Genomic DNA, 25,428 nt, shown 5'->3' with positions numbered 1-25,428 from the left:
ATACAAACCAACAGGCAATCCCATGGCAGACTCCCCCATTGATCTTCTGGCGCACCAATCGCGCGTCGAAAGCATGCAGCATTTCAAAAGCGAGATGGAGCAATCCATGCTGTTCAAACGCAAGGAACAAGGGCGTGTCTTTGCGATCAAGCGCGCCACGGACAACGCGGTTGAAAACGGGCTTTATATGGAACTTGGCGTGGCCGAGGGCGCGGGCTGCCGGACGTTTGGCAAACATCTGGCCGGTCACGGTCTGTCCATGACCGGCTTTGACAGTTTTGAAGGGCTAGAGGAGGACTGGACCGGCATCCAGACCGGCCGCGGTGCAGGTGCCTTTAGCACCGGTGGCAAACTGCCCGACGTGCCGGACAACGTGACCTTGGTCAAAGGCTGGGTGCAGGATACGCTGCCGGGCTATTTGAAAGCCAACGCAGACCGCCCCGTGGGCTTTGTGCACATGGACATGGACACCTACACGCCGACCCTCTTTGCCCTCAAGGCGCTGAAAAAGCGTCTTCGCAAAGGCAGCGTCATTTTGTTTGACGAACTGTACGGCTACCCCGGCTGGCGGCATCATGAATACAAGGCGCTGATGGAAACCTATGATCCGGCAGATTACGAGTATATCGGGTTCGCGCCTGAATCCGTCTCGATCCAGATGCGTCGGACGCCTAAATAATCGTGGTCAGCGTGGTGGCGGCCGTTTGTCATACGTGCCGCTGCTGCACCAAAGATCATGCGCTCGTCTGCTGAGGAATACGACTTCAGCAGCCGGCACATCATTTGATGTGAAGGTATCATCACCATCACCGAAATTGACCTCATCAATGTCGAAGATCTCCAGCCCGCTCACTCTCACAGTATCATCACCGTCGGTGCCGTTGACCGTACCAGTCGGCGGGCCGTCGTCATCTGGTGAATCGCTGTCAAACAGCACGGTGCCAATCGCAACAAGGCCGGTTCACAGCAATGCCATCAATACAGTAAGTTCCATAAGCACACCTATGACCCATTCACTTTGACCGATCCCAAACGGCCAGGACGACAGGCAAGACGGCCCCTTTCCGCCATCACTTCATTCATTTCTGCATCCTATGGTAGAGTGCGACCAGGATAAAAGTGGGTTTCGCAAAGATCGCCCGTATCCGGGCAAACACCCCTTGCCACACGCCCCCATCCCCCCTATACGCCCCCAATCTAACCCACTCCACCGGAGAATCGGGTCACGTGGCGTGTGCAATATTCACACCAAACGGCCTGCCGGTGATGTTGACAAAGGAGCCGTCCGATGGACGCCAAAGAACTTCGGGACAAAACCCCCGACCAGCTGCGTGATGACCTCGCAGCGTTGAAAAAAGAAAGCTTCAACCTGCGCTTTCAGCAGGCCACAGGCCAACTTGAAAACACAGCACGTATGCGCACCGTGAAACGCGATGCGGCCCGTGTGAAAACCATTCTGAACGAAAAAGCAGCAGCCGCTGCGTCGGAGGCTTAATCAATGCCTAAGCGTATTCTGCAGGGGGTCGTGACCTCCAACCAAAACGCCCAGACTGTCACTGTGTCGGTCGAGCGTCGCTTCAAGCACCCGCTGCTTCAGAAAACCGTCCGTAAGTCCAAAAAGTATCGGGCCCACGACGAAAACAACCAATTCAACGTCGGTGACCAAGTCCGCATTCAGGAATGTGCGCCGAAGTCGAAAACCAAACGCTGGGAGGTGATTGCCTAAGGCAGTCACACCCCCGTTTCGTGAAACCCTGGGCCAGCGACGGATTACGCTGAGTTCAAAGGTCAGGAGAAACCCATGATCCAGATGCAGACCAACCTAGATGTTGCTGACAACAGCGGCGCACGCCGTGTTCAGTGCATCAAGGTGCTCGGCGGTTCTCACCGTCGTTACGCATCGGTCGGCGATATCATCGTCGTATCGGTGAAAGAGGCCATCCCACGTGGTCGCGTAAAGAAAGGTGACGTCCGTAAGGCCGTCGTCGTACGCACCGCCAAGGAAGTCCGCCGCGAAGACGGCACCGCGATCCGCTTTGATCGCAACGCGGCCGTCATTCTCAACAACAACAACGAACCTGTTGGCACCCGTATCTTCGGGCCAGTGGTTCGTGAACTGCGCGCGAAGAACTTCATGAAGATCATCTCGCTCGCTCCGGAGGTGCTGTAATATGGCTGCTAAACTCCGCAAGGGTGACAAGGTCATCGTGCTGGCCGGCAAAGACAAAGGCAAGACGGGCGAAATCAGCTCCGTTGACCCGAAAGCCGGCAAGGCTGTCGTCGACGGCGTGAACATCGCGATCCGTCACGTGAAGCAATCCCAGACAAGCCAGGGTGGCCGTACGCCACAGGCCATGCCGATTGATCTGTCCAACCTCGCCATCGTCGACGCAAACGGCAAAGCCACGCGCGTCGGGTTCAAGATGGACGGCGACAAGAAAGTCCGCTTCGCCAAGACAACAGGGGACGTGATCTGATGCTCGACACCGCAAACTACACCCCCCGTCTGAAGGCCGAGTATGCCTCCAAGATTCGCGCCGCGATGAAGGAAGAATTCGGCTACAAGAACGACATGCAAATCCCGGGTCTGGACAAAATCGTCCTGAACATCGGCGCAGGCGCAGAAGCTGTGAAAGACTCCAAAAAGGCCAAATCGGCCCAGGAAGATCTGACAGCCATCGCCGGTCAGCAGGCCGTCATCACCAAAGCCAAGAAATCCATCGCTGGTTTCCGCGTTCGTGAAGACATGCCTCTGGGTGCCAAAGTGACCCTTCGTGGCGACCGTATGTTTGAATTCCTTGATCGTCTGATCACGATCGCCATGCCCCGCATCCGCGACTTCCGCGGCGTGTCCGGCAAGTCGTTCGATGGCCGTGGCAACTACGCCATGGGCATGAAGGAACACATCGTCTTCCCCGAAATCAACTTCGACAAAGTCGACGAAGTTTGGGGCCTGGATATCGTGATCTGCACCACTGCAGACAACGATGCAGAAGCAAAAGCGCTGTTGAAGCATTTCAACATGCCGTTCAACAGCTAAGGGGACTGATAGATATGGCTAAAAAATCCATGATCGCCCGCGAAGTGAAGCGTCAGAAGCTCGTCGAAAAGTACGCAGCAAAACGCGCCGAACTCAAAGCAATCGCAAACGACGAAAGCAAGCCCATGGAAGAGCGTTTCAAAGCGCGCCTCAAGCTTGCCAAACTGCCGCGCAACTCGGCACCGACACGTTTGCACAACCGTTGCCAGCTTACGGGACGTCCGCACGCGTACTACCGCAAGCTCAAGATCAGCCGGATCGCTCTGCGGGACCTTGGTTCCAACGGCGAAATCCCCGGCATGGTCAAGTCCAGCTGGTAAGGAGAGACAGATATGAACGATCCTATCGGTGATATGCTGACACGCATCCGCAACGGCCAAATGCGCGGTAAATCCGTCGTGGCCACCCCCGCGTCCAAACTGCGCGGCTGGGTTCTGGATGTGCTGGCAGACGAAGGCTACATTCGCGGCTATGAAGCCACGAAAGATACCGCAGGTCATCCTGCGTTTGAAATCAGCCTGAAATACTACGAAGGCACCCCTGTCATTCGCGAAGTGAAACGGGTCTCCAAGCCCGGTCGTCGCGTGTACATGGGCGTCAATGACATCCCATCCGTCCGTCAGGGCCTGGGTGTGTCGATTGTCTCCACCTCCAAAGGTGTGATGTCGGACGCAAACGCACGGGCAGCCAAAGTTGGCGGCGAAGTGCTCTGCACCGTATTCTAAGGAGAACAAGATGTCTCGTATTGGTAAGAAACCCGTCGAACTGCCCAGCGGTGTGACGGCGTCTGTCTCCGGTCAGACGGTTGAAGTGAAGGGGCCAAAAGGCACCCGCAGCTTCACCGCCACGGACGATGTGACAATCACAGTCGAAGAGAACACGGTTAAGGTGGATCCGCGCGGAAAGTCCAAGCGCGCCCGCCAGCAGTGGGGCATGTCCCGCACCCAGATCGCCAACTTGGTGACTGGCGTGACCGATGGCTTCAAAAAAGAGCTTGAGATCAACGGTGTGGGTTACCGCGCCCAGATGCAGGGCAATGTCCTGAAACTCAACCTCGGCTACTCGCACGACGTGGACTTCACCGTCCCCGAAGGCGTGACCGTGACCGCTCCGAAGCCCACGCAGATCGTTGTCGAAGGCCCCGACCAGCAGTTGGTTGGCCAGGTCGCCGCAAACATCCGCGAATGGCGCAAGCCCGAGCCCTACAAAGGCAAAGGCATCAAATATGTGGACGAGTATATCTTCCGCAAAGAAGGCAAGAGGTAAGACCCATGGCAAACTCCAAGCGTCAACTCTTCATCAAGCGCCGCCTGCGTGTTCGCAACAAGCTGCGTAAGGTCAACAACGGCCAGCCGCGTCTGTCCGTGCACCGCTCAAGCAAGAACATCAGCGCACAGCTGATCGACGATGCGAACGGCGTGACTTTGGCATCTGCCTCCTCGCTCGAGAAAGATCTCGGCGTCGTTGGCAAGAACAACGTCGAAGCGGCTGCCAAGGTGGGTGCTGCAATCGCAGAACGCGCCAAGAAGGCAGGCGTGACCGAAGCCCAGTTCGACCGTGGCGGGTTCCTCTTCCACGGCAAGATCAAGGCTCTGGCCGATGCAGCCCGCGAAGGCGGCCTGAAAGTCTAAGACCCCTGCGAAGGGCTGCCATCGCGGCGGCCCTTCCGATGATCCGGGACGCGCACCTGCGTCACCGCGATTGAAACAACCGGCCTGCGGGCCACCTGAAACAAAGGAAAGTTCTCATGGCAGAACGTGAAAACCGTCGCGGCAAAGGTCGTGATCGGGACGAAACACCAGAATTCGCCGATCGCTTGGTTGCGATCAACCGTGTCTCCAAAACCGTTAAGGGTGGTAAGCGTTTCGGCTTCGCAGCCCTCGTGGTCGTGGGCGACCAGAAAGGCCGCGTCGGCTTCGGCAAAGGTAAAGCCAAGGAGGTCCCAGAGGCCATCCGCAAGGCAACCGAACAAGCCAAGCGTCAGATGATCCGCGTGCAACTGCGCGAAGGCCGCACCCTGCACCACGACATGGAAGGCCGCCACGGCGCTGGCCGCGTTGTGATGCGCACCGCCCCACAAGGTACCGGGATCATCGCAGGTGGTCCAATGCGTGCCGTCTTCGAGATGCTGGGCATTCAGGACGTCGTGGCAAAGTCCATCGGCTCCCAGAACCCCTACAACATGATCCGCGCCACCATCGACGGCCTGAAGAAAGAGGCATCGCCTCGGTCCGTCGCACAGCGTCGCGGTAAGAAAGTGGCAGACATCCTGCCCAAGCGTGACGATGCGCCCGACGCATCCGCTCAAGTCGCTGAGGAGGCCTAAACCATGGCAAAAACCATCGTCGTAAAACAGATCGGCTCTCCGATCCGTCGCCCCGCCAAACAGCGTGCAACGCTGATCGGTCTGGGCCTGAACAAGATGCACAAAACCCGCGAATTGGAAGACACACCTTCCGTGCGCGGCATGGTCGAAAGCATCCCCCACATGGTCGAGATCATCGAAGAAAAGGGCTAAGGCCCTTACCTTTGATGTCGCAATAGAACGCCCCGCCGGAAACGGTGGGGCGTTTTTCGTCGGTCTCAGACTTTCTACGAAAGTCTGCACTCAAATTCTCAATGAGAATTTGCCCCCGACCACAAATATCATTGCGTCCACGATCATCGGTCGCCACGGTGATCACATGACAGCCCTCACCCCCGACCTGATCCGCGCCACCCACGACGCCATTCGCGACGCCACCATCCTCACGCCGCTGGTCCCTGCCACGCGGTTGTCGCTGCAACTGGGGATCGACCTGCACCTCAAACTCGAAAACCGCCAGCACACCAATGCGTTCAAATCCCGTGGGGCCTTGGCGAAACTGCTGACCCTCACCGATGTCCAACGCCAAGCGGGCGTGATCGCCTGCTCCGCAGGAAACCACGCCCAAGGGGTCGCGTACCACGCCACCCGCCTTGGCATCGCCTCAACGATCGTCATGCCCGAAGGCACGCCGTTCAACAAAATCAAGGCCACCGAAACCTTCGGCGCCACCGTCATCACCTACGGCAAGGGCTTTGACGACAGCGTGCAATTCACACTCGACCACGCTGCACAGGACGGCCTGACATTTATCCACCCTTTCGACGATCCGGTCGTCGCCGCGGGGCAGGGCACCGTGGCGCTGGAAATGCTCGATCAGGCACCAGATCTTGACACCATCGTCATCCCCATCGGCGGGGGCGGGTTGATTGCGGGCATGGCGGTGGCCGCCAAAGCGGTCAAACCGCAGGTCGAAATCATCGGCGCGCAAGCCGAACTTTTTGATGCCGTCTCGGCCCAGGTGAACGCCCACGACACGCATTTCGGCGGCGCCAGCCTCGCCGAAGGCATCGCCGTCAAGGCGCCCGCTGCCGCCAACATCGACATCATCAAAACCCATGTCGCACAGGTTCTCACCGCGACCGAACCCCAGATCGAAGACGCTGTGTTTGATCTGTTATCGGCGGAAAAACTGGTGGCCGAAGGCGCGCCCGGTGCGGGCCTTGCGGTCATCAAAAACAATCTTGATCACTTCAAAGGCAAAAAGGTCGGACTGGTCGTTTGTGGGGGAAACATCGACAGCCGCCTCCTTTCAACCCTCATTCTGCGCGGCCTTGTGCGCGACGGGCGCATCGTGCGGCTGACGTTCGAAATCGACGACACGCCCGGTCAGCTGGCCGACATCTCCCGTCTGATCGGTGAGGCCGGCGCCAACGTTGTTGAGGTCATCCACCAACGCATGATGCAGTCCGTCTCCCTCAAACAGGCAGAACTTGAAGTGGTGATTGAGGCCCGCGATGCCGAACAGGTCAAAGACATCGTCGCCACCCTGCGCGGGCACGGCTTCCGTTTGCGCACCGACCAAGGCATCTAGATCACGGCCAGATCGCCCCAAATTTTTGCCACAATCGTCGTTTACCTTGTTCAAACCTGAACCGAGGATTGGACGAAGATCATGCCATCTGCCCTGCAGACCAAAATCGCAGCCCATCTCAAGGCGTTTCGCGCCGATGAGGATGGCGCAGTGACCACGGATTTCGTGGTTCTAACCGCGTCTGTCATGATGTTGGGTGCGGCCCATGCCCGTGATGTGGCGCTTGGGGCCAATAACCTCGCCGAAGCGGTGGAAGACTGCCTTGTGACCGACATTGCCGCCATTATGGAAGGCAACCCCCGCGAACTGCAGGCCCGTTTGGCCGCAGCCGAGGCCGCGTGCTCTAGCCGCTGATCACGTTCCGACCGAAACGCCTTTAACGTCGCCACCCACCGGTGTGCGGCGTTTTTGCATTTTGCCGCGCAGCCACGCCCCCACTGGTTTCTCAAAATACCGGTTCGTCAGATAGGCGACCCAAATGCTGCCCGCGATGAACAGCGGCAACGTCAGGTATGACGCGGCAAAGTCCCGTCCGCCGCCAAAATACAGATCAATGATCAGCACCACGAGGATCTGGATCGGCATATGCACCAGATAAAGACTGTAGCTGATGTCGCCCAAAAACTGCAGCATACCGCCCCGCACACCGCGCCGCGCCTGCACGCTGCGTTCCATCGCGGCCAAAGCCATCACGATGGCGCAGCATCCCACCAAAAGTGCCACGTCATGCAACCCCAAAAGACCCGCAATGACCGTCGCCCCAATCAGGCCCGCCACACTGACGGCCAAGGGCCGCACCGCCCCGCGCAGGCCAACATAGCCAGCATAGCATGCCGCACCGGCGAAAAAGAACACGCCGCAGGCAAAGACCCAAGGCCCGATCAGAAACCCATCAGGCCTGATGACCAAAACGCCGTAACACAGCATCGCCAAAATCAGCGATCCCTTCAGGGGCGCGCGGCGGGTCAATGGCAGACACAGGAAGAACAGCACATAAACGAAAATCTCAGCCGACACCGACCAGATCGGCGCGTTGAAACTCACCCCGTCGGACAGGGCCAAACTGCTGTCCAAAAGGAACAGCTGCAGCACAAAGTGTTTGAGATCGTTGTTGCCGGTGATCTGCCAGTGCCCCTGTGTCTGCAGGCTGATCATCTGCATCCCCGCCACCAAAATCAGCGTCACAAAATGCAGCGGATACAGCCGCGCAAACCGCGCCACAGCAAACTCGCGCGCGGTGGTGGGGCGGTTCCAATACACATGGGCAAAAACAAACCCCGAAATCACCCAGAACAACCGGACAGCCTCTTCGCCATAAACAAACGCAGGCCACAGCCACGCGCCATACGGCATGTCTTCAGGGGCCACCGGCACCACATGCACGCCCGCCTGATCCTGAAAAAAGCGCGTTGCGTGAAACATCACGACGAAAATCGCGGCAATGCCGCGCATGGCGTCAATGCAGGTAAAGTGGCGGGGCAGGGCGTCTGTGTGGGTCATGCGCCACGGCGTATCACGGCAATCGGGCCAAATCGGGGCGCGGATAGGGTAAGGACGCGGCCCCCAAAGGGGCAGCGGGGGCGGCCCAAACCCCTTGTCAGCCCCGCGCGGCTGTCCTATACGCCGCCAGTGGTCCGCGTGGGCCATAAGAATCAACATCAACGCCGCGTGCCTGATCTTCGCTGGGTCAGGTCTTCCGGCAAGGAGACAGCGACATGGTTAAATTGAACGAACTGCACGACAACCCAGGTGCAACCAAGCCAAAGAAACGCGTGGGCCGTGGTCCAGGCTCTGGCATGGGTAAGATGGGTGGCCGTGGTATCAAAGGTCAGAAATCCCGCTCCGGTGTGGCCATTGGTGGCTACGAAGGCGGCCAGATGCCCCTCTACCAGCGCCTGCCTAAGCGCGGTTTCAACAAGCCCAACCGTAAAAAATACGCCGTGATCAACCTCGGCCTGATCCAGAAATTCATCGACGCCAAAAAGCTCGACGCTGGGTCCATCACCGAAGACAGCCTTGTCGCGTCCGGCGCGCTGCGTCGTAAACTCGACGGTGTGCGCGTCCTCGCCAAGGGTGAATTGACGGCAAAAGCAACGATCGAAGTCACCGGCGCGTCCAAAGGCGCCGTCGAAGCTGTCGAAAAAGCGGGCGGTAAACTGACGGTCACAGCCGCGCCAGCCGCTGAATAACGACTTGTGGGGGGCGGCTTCGCCCCTTACATCGTTTCATGGATAAAGCGCCGCTGCTGGATCCCCGGCCAGCGGCGTTTGCATAACAGATATAGGCACCCGATATGGCATCAGCAGCAGAGCAAATGGCCGCGAACACAAGTTGGTCGGCCTTTGGCCAGGCCAAAGAATTGCGTCAGCGGATCTTTTTCACCCTCGGCCTTCTGATCGTCTACCGTTTGGGCACCTATATTCCGGTGCCCGGCATCGACACCGACGCCCTGCGCGCCTTCATGGACGAAGCGGCCTCTGGCATCGGGGGCATCTTGTCGATGTTCACCGGTGGCGCGCTTGGCCGGATGGGTATTTTTGCCCTTGGCATCATGCCCTATATCTCTGCCTCGATCATCGTGCAGCTTCTGGGGGCCATGTGGGAACCTCTCAAGCAGTTGAAAAAAGAGGGTGAACAGGGCCGCAAAAAGCTCAATCAATACACCCGTTACGGCACCGTGGTGCTGGCCACCTTCCAGGCGTACGGCATGGCCGCCTCGCTTGAGGCGGGCGATTTGGCGACTGACCCCGGCCTCTATTTCCGCCTGGCCTGCGTGATTACGTTGGTGGGTGGCACCATGTTCCTGATGTGGCTGGGGGAACAGATCACCGCACGCGGCATCGGCAACGGCATCTCTCTGATCATCTTCGTCGGTATCATCGCCGAAGTTCCCGCCGCCCTCGCGGGCTTCCTGGCCCAGGGTCAGGAAACCAACAACTGGGGTCTGGTGCTGGGCGTCTTCGCCATGGTCATCGCGGTCTTCGCCTTTGTGGTCTTCATGGAACGCTCCTTGCGTAAGATCCACATTCAGTACCCGCGCCGTCAGGTCGGCATGAAGGTCTTTGACGGTGGCTCGTCCCACTTGCCGATCAAAGTGAACCCCGCCGGCGTGATCCCCGCGATCTTCGCCTCTGCGCTGCTGTTGCTGCCCACCACGCTCAGCACGTTTTCGGGCGGTGACACCGCTGGGCCGATCATGTCCACGATCCTGGCCTACTTCGGGCCCGGTCAACCGCTGTACCTGATCTTCTTCACGGCGATGATCGTGTTCTTCACCTTCTTCTACACCCGCGAAGTGGCGTTTAAGACGGACGAAGTGGCCGACAACCTGAAAAACCAGAACGGCTTTGTCCCCGGCATCCGCCCCGGTCAGCGCACCAAGGAATATCTTGATTACGTGGTCACACGTATCCTTGTCCTCGGGTCTGCCTATCTGGCTCTGGTCTGCCTGTTGCCGGAAATCCTCCGCGCGAACCTCAGCATTCCTTTTTACTTTGGCGGCACGTCGGTTTTGATTATCGTCAGCGTCGGGATGGATACCATCCAGCAGATCCAATCCCATCTTCTGGCTCATCAATACGAAGGGCTGATCGAGAAATCCCAGCTGCGCGGTAAGCGCGGTGGCAAGAAACGGAGCCCGTCTCGTCGATGACCAATATTATCCTTCTCGGACCACCCGGAGCGGGCAAAGGCACGCAAGCCGCCAAACTCGTAGATGCTCGCAATATGGTTCAGCTGAGCACCGGCGACATGCTGCGTGAGGCCAAGACCTCCGGCACGGAAATGGGCAAAATGGTTGCTGCTGTCATGGACCGCGGCGATCTGGTCACCGACGAGATCGTGATCGGCCTGATCCGCGAAAAGCTTGAGGCAGGCGGCGACCACGGCGGCTTCATCTTCGACGGCTTCCCCCGCACGCTGGCCCAGGCCGACGCCTTGGGCGATCTGCTGGCCGAGACCGGCAACACCCTTGATCACGTCATCGCTCTCGAAGTGAACGACGAAGTTCTGGTGGATCGTATCCTTGGCCGCGCGGCCGAAGCTGTCGCCGCAGGCGGCATAGCGCGGGCCGACGACAACGCCGAAAGCCTCAAGGTCCGTCTGATGGCTTATTACAAACAGACCTCCCCGCTCATTGGCTACTACCATGCCAAAGGCGATCTGAAGTCTGTGGATGGTCTGGGCACGATGGACCAGGTCGCGGCGGATATCGCAGGCGTTCTTGACGCATAATGTCCAACCCGTTGCCGTGCCGCTCGCCAGATTGGCGGCGGCATTTGCCTGTGTATTGCTTCTGTTTTTGACACTCACGATGTTGCGGATGGCCCCCCAGACTTTCGTCATACTGTCGTTCGCAGCACTTGGGATGTCGGTCTGGATCCGCCAGACCATACGTCAATTGAAACGGCTGGAAGGCCGACCGAAAGACAACGGCACAGCAAAGGCTTGACCGTTCACCCGAACACTCCTAAAAGCCCCCATCCCGTATGGGAATCGCAGGGTCGCACCCTGTTTTGAACACCTCGATATGACTTGAGCCCGCTGGCAGAAATCGCCTCGGGCTTACGTTGTGAAAAAAGGGTCCGGCGTTACGGACCCGCAACGAAAAGGAAAAGACACGTGGCACGTATTGCCGGCGTAAACATCCCGACTGCAAAGCGGGTTCCAATCGCCCTCACCTACATCACCGGTATCGGCAACACCTCCGCCGTCGCCATCTGCGACGCCGTAGGCATCGATCACACCCGTCGTGTGAACGAACTGTCCGACGCTGAAGTCCTGAAAATCCGTGAACACATCGACGAAAACTACACCGTCGAAGGCGACCTGCGTCGCGAAGTCACGATGAACATCAAGCGCATGATGGACCTCGGGTCCTACCGTGGCCTGCGTCATCGCCGGAACCTGCCCGTTCGCGGTCAGCGGACCTCCACCAACGCACGCACCCGCAAAGGCCCCGCGAAGGCCATTGCCGGTAAGAAGAAATAAGGGAGGGTACGACCAATGGCACGTGATCCCCGTCGCGGAGGCAAGAAGAAGGTCTCCAAGAACATCGCAGCTGGCGTTGCACACGTAAATTCCAGCTTCAACAACACCAAAATCCTGATCTCTGACGTGCAGGGCAACGCGATCTCCTGGTCGTCTGCTGGCACCATGGGCTTCAAAGGTTCCCGGAAATCCACACCTTACGCGGCCCAGATGGCCGCTGAGGATGCGGGCAAGAAGGCTCAGGAACATGGCGTTAAAACGCTTGAGGTCGAAGTGCAGGGCCCCGGTTCCGGCCGTGAATCCGCACTGCGCGCCTTGGCTGCTGTCGGCTTCAACATCACGTCGATCCGTGACGTGACGCCCATGGCCCACAACGGCTGCCGCCCACCAAAGCGCCGCCGCGTCTAAGCGACACAAAATACCCCTTGGGGCTACGGATGTTCCGTGGCCCCATTTCGTCATTTTCAACCTCGGGCGTTTGCCTTTTTGGACATGAAGGCAAACAGGAATGGAGGGACACATGATCCACAAGAACTGGGCTGAACTGATCAAGCCAACACAACTTGACGTCAAACCGGGCAATGACCCGATGCGTCAGGCCACAGTCATTGCCGAACCGCTTGAACGTGGCTTCGGCCTCACGCTGGGCAACGCCCTGCGCCGCATCCTGATGAGCTCCCTTCAGGGCGCTGCCATCACAGCCGTTCAGATCGACAACGTCCTGCACGAATTCTCCTCCATCTCAGGTGTGCGCGAAGACGTCACTGACGTGGTGTTGAACCTCAAAGGCGTCGCGATCCGCATGGAAGTCGAAGGCCCCAAGCGTCTGCAGGTGCAGGCGAAGGGTCCAGGCGTTGTCACCGCTGGCGACATCTCCGAATCCGCAGGCATCGAAGTGCTGAACAAAGACCACGTGATCTGTCACCTCGACGAAGGTGCAGATCTCTACATGGAACTGACGGTCAACACGGGCAAAGGCTACGTCTCTGCCGACAAGAATAAGCCCGAAGATGCGCCCATCGGCATGATGGCCATCGACGCGATTTATTCCCCCGTCAAAAAAGTCAGCTATGACGTGCAGCCGACCCGCGAAGGTCAGGTTCTCGACTATGACAAACTGACCATGAAGGTCGAAACAGACGGATCTATCACGCCGGATGACGCCGTGGCCTTTGCCGCGCGCATCCTGCAGGACCAGCTGTCGATCTTCGTGAACTTCGACGAACCAGAATCCGCACAGGCGTCCTCGGACGACGACGGTCTGGAATTCAACCCGCTGCTGCTGAAGAAAGTGGACGAGTTGGAATTGTCTGTCCGCTCTGCAAACTGCCTCAAGAACGACAATATCGTCTACATCGGCGATCTCATCCAGAAGACCGAAGCAGAAATGCTGCGCACGCCGAACTTTGGCCGCAAGTCCCTGAACGAGATCAAAGAGGTTCTGTCCGGCATGGGTCTGCACCTTGGCATGGACGTCGAAGACTGGCCGCCAGACAATATCGAAGATTTGGCCAAGAAGTTCGAAGACAGCTTCTAACCTATGTGGCTGGCGTAGCCATACGCCAGCCATACGCTTGCCATACGCAAGCCATACCGCCGATTTCGGCAAAACCCTGGGCAATTCCGCCCCAATAACGGAGCCCGCGACACGCATCGCCAAGGCCCACCCTAAAACAAAATGGAGACTACAAAATGCGTCACGCACGAGGTTACCGCCGCCTGAACCGCACCCACGAACACCGCAAGGCATTGTGGGCCAACATGGCCGGCTCGCTCATCGAACATGAGCAAATCAAAACAACGTTGCCCAAGGCAAAAGAACTGCGTCCGATCATCGAAAAGATGATCACGCTGGCCAAACGCGGCGATCTGCACGCCCGCCGTCAGGCCGCGTCCCAGCTCAAACAAGACCAGTATGTCGCGAAATTGTTCGACGTCCTCGGCCCCCGTTATGCTGAACGTCAGGGTGGCTATGTCCGCATCATGAAGGCCGGTTTCCGGTATGGCGACATGGCCCCAATGGCGATCATCGAATTCGTCGATCGCGACGTGGATGCCAAAGGTGCCGCTGACAAAGCCCGCGTTGCAGCCGAAGAAGCCGCTGAATAAACGTCTGATTTCATTCGTAGAAAGGCCCGTCTGTTCGCAGGCGGGCCTTTTTCATTGCGACGCCCCGACCCCGAACATACCTTACCCCCATGGCCGATCTTTTTGACACTGGCGCCGCTGCGGCGGATCTGCCCACCACGGCACCGCGCCCGTTGGCGGATCGCTTGCGTCCGCGAACGCTGGCTGATGTGATCGGGCAGGAACAGGTCCTCGGCCCTGATGCGCCGCTGGGTGTGATGCTGGCCTCCAATTCACTGTCATCGCTTATTTTCTGGGGCCCGCCCGGCGTGGGTAAAACCACCATTGCCCGCCTATTGGCCGATGAAACCGACCTGCATTTCATCCAGATCAGCGCGATTTTCACTGGCGTGCCGGAGCTGCGCAAAGTGTTCGAGGCCGCCAAACTGCGCCGACAGAACGGCCGCGGGACCCTGTTGTTCGTTGACGAAATCCACCGTTTCAACAAAGCGCAACAAGACGGATTCCTGCCCCATATGGAAGACGGCACCATCCTGCTGGTCGGCGCGACCACCGAAAACCCGTCCTTTGAACTCAACGCGGCCGTCCTGTCCCGGTCCCAAGTCCTTGTTCTGGAACGGCTTTCTTTAGCGGATTTGGAACGTCTTGCCCAACGGGCCGAACAGGAACTCGGCCGTAAACTCCCCCTCGACGCCCACGCCCGTGAGGCTCTGTTGGAGATGGCTGACGGCGATGGGCGCGGGTTGCTCAACTTGATTGAGCAGGTCGCGGCCTGGCGGACGAAAGACAAACTCAACACCGACGCGCTGACCACACGCCTCATGCGCCGCGCCACGAAATACGACAAGTCCGGGGATGAGCATTACAACCTGATCAGTGCCTTGCACAAATCTGTGCGCGGGTCTGACCCTGACGCGGCCCTCTATTGGTTTGCCCGCATGCTCAAGGGGGGCGAAGACCCGCGTTTTCTGGCCCGCCGGATCACCCGCATGTCCGTCGAAGACATCGGTCTGGCCGACCCACAGGCCCAAACCATCTGCCTGCATGCCTGGGAAACCTATGAACGTCTTGGCTCCCCCGAAGGCGAATTGGCGCTGGCGCAGGCTGTCACCTACCTCGCCCTCGCGCCCAAATCCAACGCGGGCTACGCAGCCTACAAAAACGCAATGCGCGCGGCAGAAAAGACCGGGTCAGAACCCCCGCCCAAACACATCCTCAACGCGCCGACATCACTGATGAAAGACCAAGGCTACGGCGATGGTTATGCCTACGATCACGACGCCGAAGACGGGTTCAGCGGCCAAAATTACTTCCCTGACACCATGAAACGGGGTGTCTATTACACGCCTGTCGATCGCGGCTATGAGCGCGAACTGAAGAAACGGGTCGATTTTTTCGCCAAACTGCGGGCCAAGCGCAACGGTTGACTCTGCCCACCACGGGAATATGACGCGCCCATGATACCAACTGTGATCCAAGTCGCCTTAGGCGGTGCCATCGGCGCCGCAGCCCGCTACGGCGTGGGCGTGGCCCTTTACCGTCCATCCCAGGGCTTCCCCGTGGGTGTCCTGACGGCCAACGTCATCGGATCCTTCGTTATGGGCCTTCTCGTTGTCTATTTGGGGCAGAAAATGCTGGGCCATATGAATCCATTTTTGATGACAGGGGTGTTGGGCGGCTTCACGACGTTTTCAGCCTTTTCGCTTGAGGCATACACGCTATTCGAACGCGGCACGCCCGGTCTGGCGGCTGTGTATGTGGGGGCGTCCGTGGTGCTGTCGTTGGGGGCGTTGATCGCAGGTGTCATGATCATGCGTGGGGTACTGGGATGAGCAAGGTTCAAACGACATATGTGGCCACGGGCGAGGGCGATCAGCGCCTCGATCGTTGGTTCAAGCGCCGGTTTCCCCATGTGAAACAGGGGCAGATCGAAAAGATGTGCCGCAAGGGCGAAATCCGTGTGGAGGGGGGACGGGTCAAATCCTCGACCCGTGTGGAAGACGGCCAACAGGTGCGCATCCCGCCGCTGCCTGACCCGAACCAAGTCGATGACCGCCCGCGCGACATTTCGCCAAGTGACATCAAGCTGATCCAAGGCTGCGTGATCTTCAAAGACGACGATGTGATCGTGCTGAACAAACCGGCGGGCCTGCCAACACAAGGCGGCAGCAAGCAAACGCGTCACGTGGATGGCCTCGCTGAGGCGTTGAAGTTTGGCTATGATGAAAAGCCGCGATTGGTGCACCGGTTGGACAAGGACACCTCCGGCGTTTTGGTTCTGGCCCGCACGCGCTTGGCCGCCAAAAAACTGACTGAGGCGTTTCGTCATCGCAACACCGAAAAAATCTATTGGGCCTTGGTTGCGGGCGTGCCGCTCCCCAAATTGGGGTCGGTCAAATACGGGCTGGTGAAGATGCCCGGACATGGCCGCAAGGGCGAGAACGAAAAGATGCGCTGCGTGCATCCGCGCGAAGTGGACAGCGTTGAGGGCGCAAAGCGCGCGCACACCGATTACACCGTGCTGACGTCCCTTGCCGATCGGACCGCTTGGTTGGCGTTGACGCCCATCACAGGTCGCACCCACCAGCTGCGCGCCCACATGGGTGAGATCGGCCACCCGATCATCGGGGATGGCAAATACGGCGGCTCGCAGCAGGAAAACCTTGGTGATGGCTGGGGCGCTGGCATGGGCGAGGAGGTGGGGCGCAAGTTGCATCTGCACGCGCGGTCCTTGCGTATCGAACATCCGACCACAGGCAAAGACCTTTTTATCAAGGCCAGCTTGCCCCCGCATATGACCCATTCTTGGGAATTGTTCGGCTGGGCCGAAGACCACGCCCCGGACAATCCGTTCGAGGGCCTGCTATGAGCGCGTGGGCCGCAAAGCGGTTCTGGACAGACGTGAACGTCGTGCCCGCTGACGGCGGGTTCGCCGTGCAGCTTGATACGCGCCCTGTCAAAACACCTGCCAAATCTGCGCTGATCGTTCCGACCGAGGCGTTGGCAGAGGCGGTGGCCGATGAATGGCGCGCGGTGGAGGACGGGATCGACCCGAACGTCATGCCCTTCACGCGGTCCGCCAATGCCGCGATCGACAAAGTCGCGACGCAGTTCACCGAGGTGGCGGACATGCTGGCGGCCTACGGTGGCAGCGATTTGTTGTGCTACCGCGCCACCCATCCCGACCCGCTGGTGGCGCGACAGGCCGCCACCTGGGACCCGCTTCTTGACTGGGCACATGAAACCTTTGGCGCGCGGTTGCTGCCGACGTCTGGGATCATGCCGGTGGATCAATCTCAAGCTGCGCTTTCGGCCCTGTCCGCGCCACTTTACCTTGCGTCACCCTTTCAGCTGACCGCGCTGCACGATTTGATAGCGCTTTCAGGGTCCTTGGTCATCGGGCTGGCTGTGGCACAGGGGCGACTGGGCGCCGATGAGGGCTGGAACATGTCCCGTTTGGACGAAATTTGGCAAGCAGAACAATGGGGTGCGGACGAAGAGGCCGAGGCCGCCGCGGCGATCAAACACACCGCCTTTGTTCATGCGTTGACGTTCTACAAATTGACCACGTCATCGGCAGAAGGCTGAAAGAGCCGCCATATTGGACGGGCGTGGCGAAGATCTTAACGTTTTGCTGCAAAAGCACCGCCGCGCCTCTTGACCTCTGTGGATGAATCGAACCACTCTATGTGCGTTGCGCGGGCTTGCCTGCGACAAATCACACCTGTCTTTGATCTTATCAGGGGCAGAACAAAAAAACCCTGCACACTCACGCGGGGAAACTCAGGAAGAGGTATCTTATGAAAAAATCTGTACTCCTCGGTGCAATGACCGTTGCTGGTCTGGCCGCCGGTGCAGCTGGTGCAGCGACGCTTGACGATGTCAAAGCCCGCGGTACGCTGAACTGCGGTGTGACAACTGGCTTGACCGGTTTTGCTGCACCCGACGCAAACGGCGTGTGGGACGGTTTTGACGTTGGCGTATGCCGTGCTGTGGCTGCTGCCGTTCTTGGCGATCCGATGGCTGTTGAATTCGTTCCAACAACCGGTCAGACACGCTTCACCGCGCTGGCCTCCGGCGAAATCGACATGCTGGCACGTAACACCACGTGGACATTCTCCCGTGACGTCGACCTCAAGTTCGAATTTGTTGGCGTGAACTACTACGACGGTCAGGGCTTCATGGTCCCACGTGACCTCGGTGTGTCCTCCGCAAAAGATCTGGACGGCGCAACTGTCTGCATCCAGACAGGCACCACGACAGAGCTGAACCTGGCGGATTACTTCCGTTCCAACAACATCAGCTATGAGCCCGTGCCAATCGAAACCAATGCCGAAGCTCAGCAGCAGTACCTTGCTGGCGCTTGTGACGTCTACACAACAGACGCCTCCGGTCTGGCCGCAACACGCGCCACATTCGAAGCACCAGGCGACCACGTCCTGCTGCCAGAAATCGTCTCCAAAGAGCCACTGGGCCCACTCGTACGTCACGGCGACAACGAATGGGGCGACATTGTCCGCTGGACGCTGAACGCACTGGTGACAGCTGAAGAGCTGAACGTGACCTCCGCGAACATCGAAGAGCTGTCCGCAGGCACAAACAACCCAGAAATCAACCGTCTGCTGGGCACCGAAGGTGAACTGGGCGCGATGCTGGGTCTGGACGCTGACTGGGCCAAGAACGCCATCATGGCGGGCGGCAACTACGGTGAGCTGTTCGAAAAGAACATCGGTGAGAACACGCCAATCGGTCTGGCACGCGGTCTGAACGCGCAGTGGACCGAAGGTGGCCTGATCTACTCCCCACCTTTCCGCTAAGTTTTAGCTGACGCAAAGGGCGCGGTCTTCGGATCGCGCCCTTTCACCAATAGACGACACCACCACCACACCAATAACGAGAACCCAAAGCCGTTCGCGGGCCAACCGCATGGATGAGGACTTTGGACAACCCGACAGGGACAGGGAGTTCGCGTATGACAACGCTAACCGATCCACCGAAAGCCGGTTTCCGGCTTAGTCAGCTTCTTTATGATACCCGTTACAGGTCGATCACCATCCAAGTGATAGCGATGATCCTTGTGATTTTGGGTCTTTACTGGTTGGTGAACAACACCATCCAAAACTTGTCCGCCTTGGGCAAAGATTTCGATTTCGGGTTTTTGTCCCAGCCTGCGGGCTACGACATCAACCAACGACTGGTGGAATATTCTTCCCAATCGACCCACGGCCAAGCAGCCATTGTGGGCATTCTGAACACCATTCTCGTGGCCTTTTTGGGCTGCATTCTGGCGACCATTCTGGGCGTGATTGCAGGGGTTCTGCGTCTGTCCAAAAACTGGATCGTCAACAAATTGATGGCCGTCTACGTCGAAGGCTTCCGTAACGTGCCGTTGCTGCTGTGGATCATCGCCATCTTCGCGCTGATGACCGAGGGCATGCCGCAACCGCGTGATTTCAAGGTCGGCGGTGACGCGTCCATGATCCTGGGCGAAACCGTCGCGGTGACAAACCGCGGCGTCTATGTGCCCGGCGTCGTGTTTGAGAGCGGCTGGTTCGCCAGTGCTGCGATGAATTGGCTGGCTGTGATTGTCGTTCTCGTGGCGTCTCTGTTGGTCATCCGCGTGGTGCGCCGCCGCGCCGACGCGATTCAGGAAGCCACCGGTGACCGCCCCACGACGTGGTGGCAGCAACTGGGTCTGTTGATCATACCAGCCGGTCTTGTGCTGGTGCTGATGGGCGCCACAATGCAGTACCCCTACATTCGCGGGTTCAACTTCACCGACGGCATCCATTTGCGGAACTCTCTGATCGCGCTGTGGCTGGCGTTGTCGCTGTACACAGGCGCGTTTATCGCTGAAATCGTCCGTGCGGGTATCCTCGCCATTTCCAAAGGCCAGTCCGAGGCCGCATCCGCATTGGGCCTGCGCCCCAATCGCACGATGAACCTCGTGATCTTGCCGCAGGCCATGCGCGTCATCATTCCGCCGCTGATTTCCCAGTACCTGAACCTGACCAAGAACTCGTCGCTGGCAATTGCGGTGGGCTATATGGACGTCCGGTCCACCCTTGGTGGCATCACCATCAACCAAACAGGCCGTGAGCTTGAGGGGATGTTGCTGTTGGGCGCCTTCTACCTTGTCCTCAGCCTGCTGATCTCAGCGGTGATGAACGTCTACAACAACCGCACTCAGCTGCAGGAGCGTTGATATGAGCGAAACACACGCACAATCCGTCTCCTACGTCCGCGAAACCATGTTGAGTGAGCAAGAGCCACCCGTCACAGAACGCGGCGTGATCAAATGGATCCGCGAAAACCTGTTTTCAGGTTGGGTCAACATCTTGCTGACCGTGATTTCCTTGTTCGTCATCTATTGGGCGCTTGCACTCGTGCTGCCATGGGCTTTTGGCGGCGTCTGGAACGCGGGGTCGCTGACCGAATGCCGTGAGGTTCTGTTCAGTTTCTACAAGGACAGCCACGACGGGGCCTGCTGGGCGGTGATCGAAGACCGTTGGTTGCAGATCCTGTTCGGGTTCTACCCGCCGGAGCTGTACTGGCGGCCTATTCTGGCCTTCGTTCTGTTCTTCGTGGCGCTGGCCCCCGTGCTGTTCGCTGAACGGGTGCCGGGCCAGTTGATCTGGTTTACGGTCGTTTATCCCTTCCTGGCCACCTGGCTCATCTGGGGCGGTGCGGTCTGGACGCCTATTTTGGCGCTCCTTGGGTTTGTTGCGGCCTTCGTCGCCTACAAAATCCTGAGCAAAGTGTCGGGACCAATTGTAGCCAACCTCGGTGCACTTGTGGCGGCCTTGGTCTGGTGGGGCGCCCTGATGGGCCCCATCGACGACAGCCTGAACCGCATGGTTGGCGCAGGCCGTCTGGAGGACACAGTGGCGTCTCTGAACCAACAGGCCGAAGACCTGCCGGTGCAAATCGCAGCGCTTGAGGCCGACGCCGAAGCAAAAGCTTCCGAAATCGCCGCAGCCGTCGAAACCAAAAACGCCTTGCTGGTTGAGATGACCGAAATCCGCATTGAGGAATTCGCGATTGATCAGCAGATTGAGCCGAAGGAGGACGCTGTTCAGCTCCTTAATGGTGCGGAAGAAAGCATCGGCCAGATTGAAGATATCTTGTCTGAATGGGGCGGTGTTCCTGAAGCGGCCAGCGACAGTGAGGCCGACTTGGCGGATGCCGAAGCGGCAGCAGCGTCAATTGACGGGCTGATCGCGGATGTGAACAAGTTCCTGGGCGATGCGCTGAACGATATCGAAAGCAACACCGCCGATCCGGCTGATGTTGCCGCTTTGTTGGCGGCTGGTGCGACCCAGGCAGATGCCTCCATCACCGAGGACATCGATGCGCTGGTCGCAAAATCTGATCTGACCGATTCCTTGGGCGATCTGATTGACCTTGCAACTGGTCTGACTGCGGATGCCTCCGCCAGTGATCTGGCTGCCCTACGGGCGGACATCGCGACGGCATCGGCGTTGGTGCAAAGCGACGTCGACACCCTTGATGGTATCAAAGACAAGATCATTGCAGCCAATGCATCTGATCTTGAGGCGCCACAAGCGGCACTGGTCGCCAACATGGCCCAGCTGACACAGCTGCGCGATGAGGCGACGACGATTGCGCAAGATAACTTCCGCATCTCGTCTCAGCAGACCGAAAACCGCGGTTTTCTGACGGCGCTGAATTCCTTGACGGAACGTGAGAACAGCCTGCCGGAGTTGCGGGCCACCACACAAGAATTGCGCGACGCCGTGCCAAGCGCCTATCGCAACATGATCGACGTCAACCAGCTGCCGGAGGATGCCACATCCGAGGATGCCGCGGCCCTGAACGCCTACCTTGGCGCGCGTAATCAGGAACTCAGCGTCGGGGCGTCCATCCGTGATACCTATGCCGAACTTGGCCGCGTGGGCCTGCGCCCCATCGACAGCCGCCAGATCGGTGGGTTCATGTTGGCGCTGATCATCGGCATCGCGGGCATCGTGCTTTCGCTGCCTCTTGGTATTCTGCTGGCCCTTGGCCGTCAGTCGCATCTGTTCTTTGTGAACAAGATTTGTGTGGCCTTTATTGAGGTGATCCGCGGCGTGCCGTTGATTGTCTGGCTGTTCACCGCGTCGCTTCTTCTCAACTACTTCCTGCCTCCGGGTACGAATTTTGACTTGATGCTGCGTGTGATCATCATGGTGACGCTGTTCTCGGCGGCCTACATCGCGGAAGTCATCCGCGGCGGTCTCGCAGCACTTCCCACAGGGCAGTACGAAGGCGCGGACAGCCTTGGCCTCAGCTACTGGCAATCCATGCAGTTGATTGTGCTGCCGCAGGCGCTGAAGATCTCCATCCCGGGCATCGTGAACACGTTTATCGGCCTGTTCAAAGATACCGTTCTTGTGGTCTTCATCGGCTTGCTTGACCCGATTGGCCTGTCCAACGCAATCCGCGCGGACACCGATTGGAACGGCATCTATTGGGAACTGTTCGTCTTTATCGGCGCGCTGTTCTTCATCTTCTGCTTCGGCATGGGCCGTTATTCCCTCTACCTCGAAAGAAAGCTCCAGCGTGAGCACCGTTAAGGAGACCTGAAATGTCTGAACTCGCAACAAACCGCGAAATCGATCGCAGCAACATGACGGTCTCTGATGAGGTCGCCATCCAGATCAACGACATGAACAAGTGGTACGGTACGTTCCACGTTCTGCGTGATATCAATCTGACTGTGAACCGTGGCGAACGGATCGTGATTTGCGGGCCGTCTGGCTCCGGTAAATCCACGTTGATCCGCTGCATCAACCGTCTTGAGGAACATCAGGCGGGGCAGATCATCGTCGACGGGACCGAACTGTCGTCGGACCTCAAGAACATCGACAAAATCCGGTCAGAGGTCGGCATGTGCTTTCAGCACTTCAACCTGTTTCCGCACCTGACGATCCTTGAGAATTGTACCTTGGCCCCGATCTGGGTGCGCAAAACGCCCAAAAAGGAAGCCGAAGAGACGGCGATGCATTACCTTGAAAAGGTGAAAATCCCAGAACAGGCCGACAAATATCCAGGCCAGTTGTCTGGTGGTCAGCAGCAACGTGTGGCCATCGCCCGGTCGTTGTGCATGAAGCCACGGATCATGTTGTTCGATGAACCGACGTCTGCGCTTGACCCTGAGATGATCAAGGAAGTCCTCGACACCATGATCGAGCTTGCGGAAGAAGGCATGACAATGCTGTGCGTGACCCATGAAATGGGCTTTGCCCGTCAGGTCGCAAACCGCGTGATCTTTATGGATGCGGGCCAGATTGTGGAACAGAACGAACCGGAAGAGTTCTTCAACAACCCGCAATCCGACCGGACCAAACTGTTCCTGAGCCAGATCCTCGGCCACTGACGCGGGACGCTAAAATTCCGGAATTTTAGCCGCCGCCTGACAGATCCTTTGGGACGACAAAATCAATCAGCTGGGCCGATGCAGATGTTGCGTCGGCCCAGTTTGTTATGGGCAGATCACACACCAATATCGCGCCCGTGGGGTAATTGAAGAACTGTGGATGTTCCGGAGAGCCCGTCACGATCTGTTCGGCAAAATAGGCAATCCCAGGATTGTGCGCGATGATGGCGGCGCAGGATCCATTCGCGCTCTTCACGACGTCCATCAACGTTTCTGGGGTCGCATGATACAGCCGGTTCAGGTAGGTGACGTCCGGCGTGCAATCCATCGCCGCAACAATGCGGTCCGTCGTTTCGACTGTCCGGGCGGCATCACTGCAGAATACAGCGTCCGGCACATGCCCGCGCCCAGACAACCAATGTCCTAAGTCTTTGCACGCCTTCCGTCCGCGGTCATTCAAGGGACGCGCATGATCGTCCGATGGGCTGTCCCAACTGGATTTTGCATGGCGGATTAGGATCAGACGTTTGGTCATGGGGAATGAAACACCTTCATATGGTACGCGGTTTGCGCCGGATCACGCCCGTATGATTGGCTGATGGGACAGGCCATGCGCACTTGGCAGGCCGCTTGGCAGGTGGGGCTGACATCAATGTGCGCCTTGCATTTTGGCACGTCATAGCTTTGCCCGTCCAACGCTGTCACTGGACAGGCCGTGCGGCAGGGTTGACCTGCGCAGGTGTCGCAGGGCCGGGTGCCCGCAGGGGGCAGGGCCAACGCCCCCTCGAACACAAGCGCCCCGCGATAGGATACCAATAGCCCCGCGTCTGGGTGGACCAACAGGCCGACAGGGCTTTGCCATGCGGCCCCGCTGCGCAGCGCCCATGTGATGAACGGATGAAACGGGGGGCCACCAAAAGGAAAGACCGCCACGCTGCCGGTCTGCGTCGCCAAAGCCGTAATTGCCTTGGTTGACCATGAATCCAAGGGGTCGGCCTTAGCAGAGGTGAAAGCCGCAGACTGGGTGACAAAGCGCCAAAATCCCGGCTCCTTCGGGCCCAACAGAACGATTGTTTGGCCCGCTTCATACAATGCCCCCAAAGGGGTCAGTTGCCACTCAGCCGCGGCTGTGGCGATGTCATCCAGCGTCACCGTGCGGCCCGAATGATGGACCCCGCCCCGTGATCGGTGAACAATTCTAACAGGCACGCATTGGGTGCCCGACCATCAAGGATCACAGCGGCGCGCACCCCACCGGCCAGGGCATCAAGGCAGGTTTGGGTTTTGGGGATCATGCCGCCCGCGATCACGCCATCGCGTGTCATGTCCTGAACCTGTTGCGTTGTCAGATCCGTCAGCACCGTTTTGTCCGCGTCCATCACCCCGGGCACATCTGTCAACAACAGCAAACGATCCGCCTTGAGGGCCGCAGCCACAGCGCCAGCCGCCGTATCACCGTTCACGTTCAATGTCTCACCCTGACGGCCGGTGCCCAAGGGGGCGATGACGGGGATGATATTGGCCTCAAACAGTTTGGTCAGCACATGGGTGTCGACCTCAGCAGGGGTGCCCACAAGGCCCAGCTCGGGCGCGTCCTGATCGCAGACCATCAAATTGGCGTCCTTGCCTGACAGCCCTGCCGCCCGTCCACCCTGCTGGTTGATCGCGTTGACGATCCACTTGTTCACACGGCCCGACAGCACCATCTCGACCACCTCAACCGTGGCTTGATCGGTGACCCGTTTGCCGTTCACGAAATCGGATGTGATGGCGAGCCTGTCCAACATCTCATTGATCATCGGCCCACCGCCGTGAACGATCACGGGGTTCACGCCGACCTGCCGCATCAGCACCACATCGCGGGCGAAATCTTCCATTGCTTGGTCCGAGGACATCGCATGGCCGCCCAGTTTGATGACGACGACTGCATCGTTGTACCGTTGCAAATAGGGCAGGGCCGCGCTGAGGGTGGCGGCGGTGGCGATCCAATCGCGGTTCATGTCTTGCTTTCTCATGTCTGGCCTTTGAGGGGC

Annotated in this window: 34 protein-coding genes and 1 pseudogene; 30 read left to right on the top strand and 5 right to left on the bottom strand. The window is 58.7% G+C overall.

Going from position 1 to position 25,428, the window contains the following annotated elements; translation table 11 throughout:
• Positions 1 to 22: 22 nt before the first annotated feature.
• Positions 23 to 679, top strand: coding sequence for a class I SAM-dependent methyltransferase (locus PSJ8397_RS05790; protein ID WP_085863651.1), 657 nt, complete (start codon positions 23 to 25; stop codon positions 677 to 679).
• 6 nt (positions 680 to 685) lie between these two features.
• Here PSJ8397_RS05790 and PSJ8397_RS16815 read toward each other — a convergent pair whose 3' ends face one another.
• Positions 686 to 937, bottom strand: coding sequence for a hypothetical protein (locus PSJ8397_RS16815; protein WP_143515382.1), 252 nt, complete (start codon positions 935 to 937; stop codon positions 686 to 688).
• 351 nt (positions 938 to 1,288) lie between these two features.
• Here PSJ8397_RS16815 and rpmC point away from each other — a divergent pair, with 351 nt between their 5' ends.
• From rpmC to PSJ8397_RS05725, 13 genes are all read left to right on the top strand, one after another.
• Positions 1,289 to 1,495 carry a 50S ribosomal protein L29 gene (rpmC, locus tag PSJ8397_RS05785; protein ID WP_085863650.1) on the top strand — a complete coding sequence of 69 codons (207 nt, stop codon included), beginning with the start codon at positions 1,289 to 1,291 and terminating at the stop codon, positions 1,493 to 1,495.
• Between the two features lie 3 nt (positions 1,496 to 1,498).
• Positions 1,499 to 1,726 (top strand): 30S ribosomal protein S17, encoded by a 228-nt coding sequence (gene rpsQ / locus PSJ8397_RS05780; RefSeq protein ID WP_085863649.1) that lies wholly within the window; start codon positions 1,499 to 1,501, stop codon positions 1,724 to 1,726.
• Between the two features lie 75 nt (positions 1,727 to 1,801).
• Positions 1,802 to 2,170 carry a 50S ribosomal protein L14 gene (gene rplN, locus PSJ8397_RS05775; RefSeq protein ID WP_009574016.1) on the top strand — a complete coding sequence of 123 codons (369 nt, stop codon included), beginning with the start codon at positions 1,802 to 1,804 and terminating at the stop codon, positions 2,168 to 2,170.
• A gap of 1 nt (position 2,171) precedes the next feature.
• Entirely contained in the window at positions 2,172 to 2,477 is a 306-nt protein-coding gene (gene rplX / locus PSJ8397_RS05770; protein WP_085863648.1) for a 50S ribosomal protein L24, read from the top strand.
• A complete protein-coding gene (gene rplE / locus PSJ8397_RS05765) occupies positions 2,477 to 3,040 on the top strand; it encodes a 50S ribosomal protein L5 (RefSeq protein WP_085863647.1) in 564 nt (187 codons plus the stop codon). The genes rplX and rplE overlap by 1 nt, the downstream gene beginning before the upstream one ends.
• Positions 3,041 to 3,054: 14 nt before the next feature.
• On the top strand, positions 3,055 to 3,360 hold the full coding sequence (rpsN, locus tag PSJ8397_RS05760; protein WP_085863646.1) for a 30S ribosomal protein S14: 306 nt from the start codon (positions 3,055 to 3,057) through the stop codon (positions 3,358 to 3,360).
• 12 nt (positions 3,361 to 3,372) lie between these two features.
• Positions 3,373 to 3,765 (top strand): 30S ribosomal protein S8, encoded by a 393-nt coding sequence (gene rpsH, locus PSJ8397_RS05755; protein ID WP_085863645.1) that lies wholly within the window; start codon positions 3,373 to 3,375, stop codon positions 3,763 to 3,765.
• 10 nt (positions 3,766 to 3,775) lie between these two features.
• On the top strand, positions 3,776 to 4,306 hold the full coding sequence (gene rplF / locus PSJ8397_RS05750) for a 50S ribosomal protein L6 (RefSeq protein WP_085863644.1): 531 nt from the start codon (positions 3,776 to 3,778) through the stop codon (positions 4,304 to 4,306).
• 5 nt (positions 4,307 to 4,311) lie between these two features.
• Positions 4,312 to 4,671, top strand: coding sequence for a 50S ribosomal protein L18 (gene rplR / locus PSJ8397_RS05745; protein ID WP_085863643.1), 360 nt, complete (start codon positions 4,312 to 4,314; stop codon positions 4,669 to 4,671).
• Positions 4,672 to 4,787: 116 nt separating this feature from the next.
• A complete protein-coding gene (gene rpsE, locus PSJ8397_RS05740; protein WP_085863642.1) occupies positions 4,788 to 5,366 on the top strand; it encodes a 30S ribosomal protein S5 in 579 nt (192 codons plus the stop codon).
• A gap of 3 nt (positions 5,367 to 5,369) precedes the next feature.
• The gene (gene rpmD / locus PSJ8397_RS05735; RefSeq protein ID WP_085863641.1) at positions 5,370 to 5,558 is read left to right on the top strand and encodes a 50S ribosomal protein L30; all 189 of its coding nucleotides are present in this window, start codon (positions 5,370 to 5,372) and stop codon (positions 5,556 to 5,558) included.
• A gap of 166 nt (positions 5,559 to 5,724) precedes the next feature.
• A complete protein-coding gene (locus PSJ8397_RS05730) occupies positions 5,725 to 6,939 on the top strand; it encodes a threonine ammonia-lyase (RefSeq protein WP_085864263.1) in 1,215 nt (404 codons plus the stop codon).
• Positions 6,940 to 7,020: 81 nt separating this feature from the next.
• Complete coding sequence (locus tag PSJ8397_RS05725) at positions 7,021 to 7,293, top strand: hypothetical protein (RefSeq protein ID WP_085863640.1); 273 nt, start codon at positions 7,021 to 7,023, stop codon at positions 7,291 to 7,293.
• Here the strand turns inward: PSJ8397_RS05725 and PSJ8397_RS05720 are convergent, their stop codons facing one another.
• Positions 7,294 to 8,439, bottom strand: coding sequence for an acyltransferase family protein (locus tag PSJ8397_RS05720; protein ID WP_159453094.1), 1,146 nt, complete (start codon positions 8,437 to 8,439; stop codon positions 7,294 to 7,296).
• A gap of 215 nt (positions 8,440 to 8,654) precedes the next feature.
• Here PSJ8397_RS05720 and rplO point away from each other — a divergent pair, with 215 nt between their 5' ends.
• The 16 genes and pseudogenes from rplO to PSJ8397_RS05640 all read left to right on the top strand — a co-directional run bounded on the left by rplO (position 8,655) and on the right by PSJ8397_RS05640 (position 23,395).
• The gene (gene rplO / locus PSJ8397_RS05715) at positions 8,655 to 9,128 is read left to right on the top strand and encodes a 50S ribosomal protein L15 (RefSeq protein WP_085863638.1); all 474 of its coding nucleotides are present in this window, start codon (positions 8,655 to 8,657) and stop codon (positions 9,126 to 9,128) included.
• Between the two features lie 104 nt (positions 9,129 to 9,232).
• Positions 9,233 to 10,591 carry a preprotein translocase subunit SecY gene (gene secY, locus PSJ8397_RS05710; RefSeq protein ID WP_085863637.1) on the top strand — a complete coding sequence of 453 codons (1,359 nt, stop codon included), beginning with the start codon at positions 9,233 to 9,235 and terminating at the stop codon, positions 10,589 to 10,591.
• Positions 10,588 to 11,172 carry an adenylate kinase gene (locus PSJ8397_RS05705; RefSeq protein ID WP_085863636.1) on the top strand — a complete coding sequence of 195 codons (585 nt, stop codon included), beginning with the start codon at positions 10,588 to 10,590 and terminating at the stop codon, positions 11,170 to 11,172. The genes secY and PSJ8397_RS05705 overlap by 4 nt, the downstream gene beginning before the upstream one ends.
• A gap of 88 nt (positions 11,173 to 11,260) precedes the next feature.
• Positions 11,261 to 11,389, top strand: a complete 129-nt coding sequence (locus PSJ8397_RS17335; RefSeq protein WP_268794662.1) for a hypothetical protein — start codon at positions 11,261 to 11,263, stop codon at positions 11,387 to 11,389.
• 170 nt (positions 11,390 to 11,559) lie between these two features.
• Positions 11,560 to 11,928 (top strand): 30S ribosomal protein S13, encoded by a 369-nt coding sequence (gene rpsM / locus PSJ8397_RS05695; RefSeq protein ID WP_085863634.1) that lies wholly within the window; start codon positions 11,560 to 11,562, stop codon positions 11,926 to 11,928.
• Between the two features lie 15 nt (positions 11,929 to 11,943).
• Positions 11,944 to 12,336 carry a 30S ribosomal protein S11 gene (rpsK, locus tag PSJ8397_RS05690; RefSeq protein ID WP_085863633.1) on the top strand — a complete coding sequence of 131 codons (393 nt, stop codon included), beginning with the start codon at positions 11,944 to 11,946 and terminating at the stop codon, positions 12,334 to 12,336.
• A gap of 112 nt (positions 12,337 to 12,448) precedes the next feature.
• Positions 12,449 to 13,465, top strand: a complete 1,017-nt coding sequence (locus PSJ8397_RS05685; protein ID WP_085864262.1) for a DNA-directed RNA polymerase subunit alpha — start codon at positions 12,449 to 12,451, stop codon at positions 13,463 to 13,465.
• 155 nt (positions 13,466 to 13,620) lie between these two features.
• On the top strand, positions 13,621 to 14,037 hold the full coding sequence (gene rplQ / locus PSJ8397_RS05680; protein WP_085863632.1) for a 50S ribosomal protein L17: 417 nt from the start codon (positions 13,621 to 13,623) through the stop codon (positions 14,035 to 14,037).
• Between the two features lie 89 nt (positions 14,038 to 14,126).
• A complete protein-coding gene (locus PSJ8397_RS05675) occupies positions 14,127 to 15,443 on the top strand; it encodes a replication-associated recombination protein A (protein ID WP_085863631.1) in 1,317 nt (438 codons plus the stop codon).
• Between the two features lie 30 nt (positions 15,444 to 15,473).
• Positions 15,474 to 15,848 carry a fluoride efflux transporter CrcB gene (gene crcB / locus PSJ8397_RS05670; protein WP_085863630.1) on the top strand — a complete coding sequence of 125 codons (375 nt, stop codon included), beginning with the start codon at positions 15,474 to 15,476 and terminating at the stop codon, positions 15,846 to 15,848.
• A complete protein-coding gene (locus PSJ8397_RS05665) occupies positions 15,845 to 16,885 on the top strand; it encodes an RluA family pseudouridine synthase (RefSeq protein ID WP_085863629.1) in 1,041 nt (346 codons plus the stop codon). Before crcB ends, PSJ8397_RS05665 begins: the two co-directional genes overlap by 4 nt.
• Positions 16,882 to 17,604: an ATP12 family chaperone protein gene (locus tag PSJ8397_RS05660; RefSeq protein WP_085863628.1), complete on the top strand. Its 723-nt coding sequence runs from the start codon at positions 16,882 to 16,884 to the stop codon at positions 17,602 to 17,604. The genes PSJ8397_RS05665 and PSJ8397_RS05660 overlap by 4 nt, the downstream gene beginning before the upstream one ends.
• Before the next feature lie 212 nt (positions 17,605 to 17,816).
• Positions 17,817 to 18,833 (top strand): amino acid ABC transporter substrate-binding protein, encoded by a 1,017-nt coding sequence (locus PSJ8397_RS05655; RefSeq protein WP_085863627.1) that lies wholly within the window; start codon positions 17,817 to 17,819, stop codon positions 18,831 to 18,833.
• A gap of 155 nt (positions 18,834 to 18,988) precedes the next feature.
• Complete coding sequence (locus PSJ8397_RS05650; RefSeq protein WP_085863626.1) at positions 18,989 to 20,221, top strand: amino acid ABC transporter permease; 1,233 nt, start codon at positions 18,989 to 18,991, stop codon at positions 20,219 to 20,221.
• 1,729 nt (positions 20,222 to 21,950) lie between these two features.
• Positions 21,951 to 22,592 (top strand): annotated as a pseudogene (locus tag PSJ8397_RS17170) (amino acid ABC transporter permease); the annotation flags it as partial.
• Positions 22,593 to 22,603: 11 nt separating this feature from the next.
• Positions 22,604 to 23,395, top strand: coding sequence for an amino acid ABC transporter ATP-binding protein (locus PSJ8397_RS05640; protein ID WP_085863624.1), 792 nt, complete (start codon positions 22,604 to 22,606; stop codon positions 23,393 to 23,395).
• A gap of 25 nt (positions 23,396 to 23,420) precedes the next feature.
• Here PSJ8397_RS05640 and PSJ8397_RS05635 read toward each other — a convergent pair whose 3' ends face one another.
• The 3 genes from PSJ8397_RS05635 to argB are packed head-to-tail and all read right to left on the bottom strand — an operon-like array spanning position 23,421 to position 25,410.
• The gene (locus PSJ8397_RS05635) at positions 23,421 to 23,930 is read right to left on the bottom strand and encodes a SixA phosphatase family protein (protein WP_085863623.1); all 510 of its coding nucleotides are present in this window, start codon (positions 23,928 to 23,930) and stop codon (positions 23,421 to 23,423) included.
• Positions 23,927 to 24,547, bottom strand: coding sequence for a ferredoxin (locus PSJ8397_RS05630; protein WP_085863622.1), 621 nt, complete (start codon positions 24,545 to 24,547; stop codon positions 23,927 to 23,929). Before PSJ8397_RS05630 ends, PSJ8397_RS05635 begins: the two co-directional genes overlap by 4 nt.
• The gene (argB, locus tag PSJ8397_RS05625) at positions 24,544 to 25,410 is read right to left on the bottom strand and encodes an acetylglutamate kinase (protein WP_085863621.1); all 867 of its coding nucleotides are present in this window, start codon (positions 25,408 to 25,410) and stop codon (positions 24,544 to 24,546) included. The genes PSJ8397_RS05630 and argB overlap by 4 nt, the downstream gene beginning before the upstream one ends.
• Between the last annotated feature and the right edge of the window lie 18 nt (positions 25,411 to 25,428).

The sequence above is a fragment of the Pseudooctadecabacter jejudonensis genome, assembly GCF_900172275.1.
GTDB lineage: Bacteria > Pseudomonadota > Alphaproteobacteria > Rhodobacterales > Rhodobacteraceae > Octadecabacter > Octadecabacter jejudonensis.
This window is presented reverse-complemented; position numbering and strand designations above follow the sequence as displayed.

Bases quoted from the DNA above. Each gene is read 5' to 3' on its own strand.
- PSJ8397_RS05790 (WP_085863651.1), top strand. From the start codon at position 23: ATGGCAGACTCCCCCATTGATCTTCTGGCGCACCAATCGCGCGTCGAA.
- rpmC (WP_085863650.1), top strand. From the start codon at position 1,289: ATGGACGCCAAAGAACTTCGGGACAAAACCCCCGACCAGCTGCGTGAT.
- rpsQ (WP_085863649.1), top strand. From the start codon at position 1,499: ATGCCTAAGCGTATTCTGCAGGGGGTCGTGACCTCCAACCAAAACGCC.
- rplN (WP_009574016.1), top strand. From the start codon at position 1,802: ATGATCCAGATGCAGACCAACCTAGATGTTGCTGACAACAGCGGCGCA.
- rplX (WP_085863648.1), top strand. From the start codon at position 2,172: ATGGCTGCTAAACTCCGCAAGGGTGACAAGGTCATCGTGCTGGCCGGC.
- rplE (WP_085863647.1), top strand. From the start codon at position 2,477: ATGCTCGACACCGCAAACTACACCCCCCGTCTGAAGGCCGAGTATGCC.
- rpsN (WP_085863646.1), top strand. From the start codon at position 3,055: ATGGCTAAAAAATCCATGATCGCCCGCGAAGTGAAGCGTCAGAAGCTC.
- rpsH (WP_085863645.1), top strand. From the start codon at position 3,373: ATGAACGATCCTATCGGTGATATGCTGACACGCATCCGCAACGGCCAA.
- rplF (WP_085863644.1), top strand. From the start codon at position 3,776: ATGTCTCGTATTGGTAAGAAACCCGTCGAACTGCCCAGCGGTGTGACG.
- rplR (WP_085863643.1), top strand. From the start codon at position 4,312: ATGGCAAACTCCAAGCGTCAACTCTTCATCAAGCGCCGCCTGCGTGTT.
- rpsE (WP_085863642.1), top strand. From the start codon at position 4,788: ATGGCAGAACGTGAAAACCGTCGCGGCAAAGGTCGTGATCGGGACGAA.
- rpmD (WP_085863641.1), top strand. From the start codon at position 5,370: ATGGCAAAAACCATCGTCGTAAAACAGATCGGCTCTCCGATCCGTCGC.
- PSJ8397_RS05730 (WP_085864263.1), top strand. From the start codon at position 5,725: ATGACAGCCCTCACCCCCGACCTGATCCGCGCCACCCACGACGCCATT.
- PSJ8397_RS05725 (WP_085863640.1), top strand. From the start codon at position 7,021: ATGCCATCTGCCCTGCAGACCAAAATCGCAGCCCATCTCAAGGCGTTT.
- PSJ8397_RS05720 (WP_159453094.1), bottom strand. From the start codon at position 8,439: ATGACCCACACAGACGCCCTGCCCCGCCACTTTACCTGCATTGACGCC.
- rplO (WP_085863638.1), top strand. From the start codon at position 8,655: ATGGTTAAATTGAACGAACTGCACGACAACCCAGGTGCAACCAAGCCA.
- secY (WP_085863637.1), top strand. From the start codon at position 9,233: ATGGCATCAGCAGCAGAGCAAATGGCCGCGAACACAAGTTGGTCGGCC.
- PSJ8397_RS05705 (WP_085863636.1), top strand. From the start codon at position 10,588: ATGACCAATATTATCCTTCTCGGACCACCCGGAGCGGGCAAAGGCACG.
- PSJ8397_RS17335 (WP_268794662.1), top strand. From the start codon at position 11,261: ATGGCCCCCCAGACTTTCGTCATACTGTCGTTCGCAGCACTTGGGATG.
- rpsK (WP_085863633.1), top strand. From the start codon at position 11,944: ATGGCACGTGATCCCCGTCGCGGAGGCAAGAAGAAGGTCTCCAAGAAC.
- PSJ8397_RS05685 (WP_085864262.1), top strand. From the start codon at position 12,449: ATGATCCACAAGAACTGGGCTGAACTGATCAAGCCAACACAACTTGAC.
- rplQ (WP_085863632.1), top strand. From the start codon at position 13,621: ATGCGTCACGCACGAGGTTACCGCCGCCTGAACCGCACCCACGAACAC.
- PSJ8397_RS05675 (WP_085863631.1), top strand. From the start codon at position 14,127: ATGGCCGATCTTTTTGACACTGGCGCCGCTGCGGCGGATCTGCCCACC.
- crcB (WP_085863630.1), top strand. From the start codon at position 15,474: ATGATACCAACTGTGATCCAAGTCGCCTTAGGCGGTGCCATCGGCGCC.
- PSJ8397_RS05665 (WP_085863629.1), top strand. From the start codon at position 15,845: ATGAGCAAGGTTCAAACGACATATGTGGCCACGGGCGAGGGCGATCAG.
- PSJ8397_RS05660 (WP_085863628.1), top strand. From the start codon at position 16,882: ATGAGCGCGTGGGCCGCAAAGCGGTTCTGGACAGACGTGAACGTCGTG.
- PSJ8397_RS05655 (WP_085863627.1), top strand. From the start codon at position 17,817: ATGAAAAAATCTGTACTCCTCGGTGCAATGACCGTTGCTGGTCTGGCC.
- PSJ8397_RS05650 (WP_085863626.1), top strand. From the start codon at position 18,989: ATGACAACGCTAACCGATCCACCGAAAGCCGGTTTCCGGCTTAGTCAG.
- PSJ8397_RS05640 (WP_085863624.1), top strand. From the start codon at position 22,604: ATGTCTGAACTCGCAACAAACCGCGAAATCGATCGCAGCAACATGACG.
- PSJ8397_RS05635 (WP_085863623.1), bottom strand. From the start codon at position 23,930: ATGACCAAACGTCTGATCCTAATCCGCCATGCAAAATCCAGTTGGGAC.
- argB (WP_085863621.1), bottom strand. From the start codon at position 25,410: ATGAGAAAGCAAGACATGAACCGCGATTGGATCGCCACCGCCGCCACC.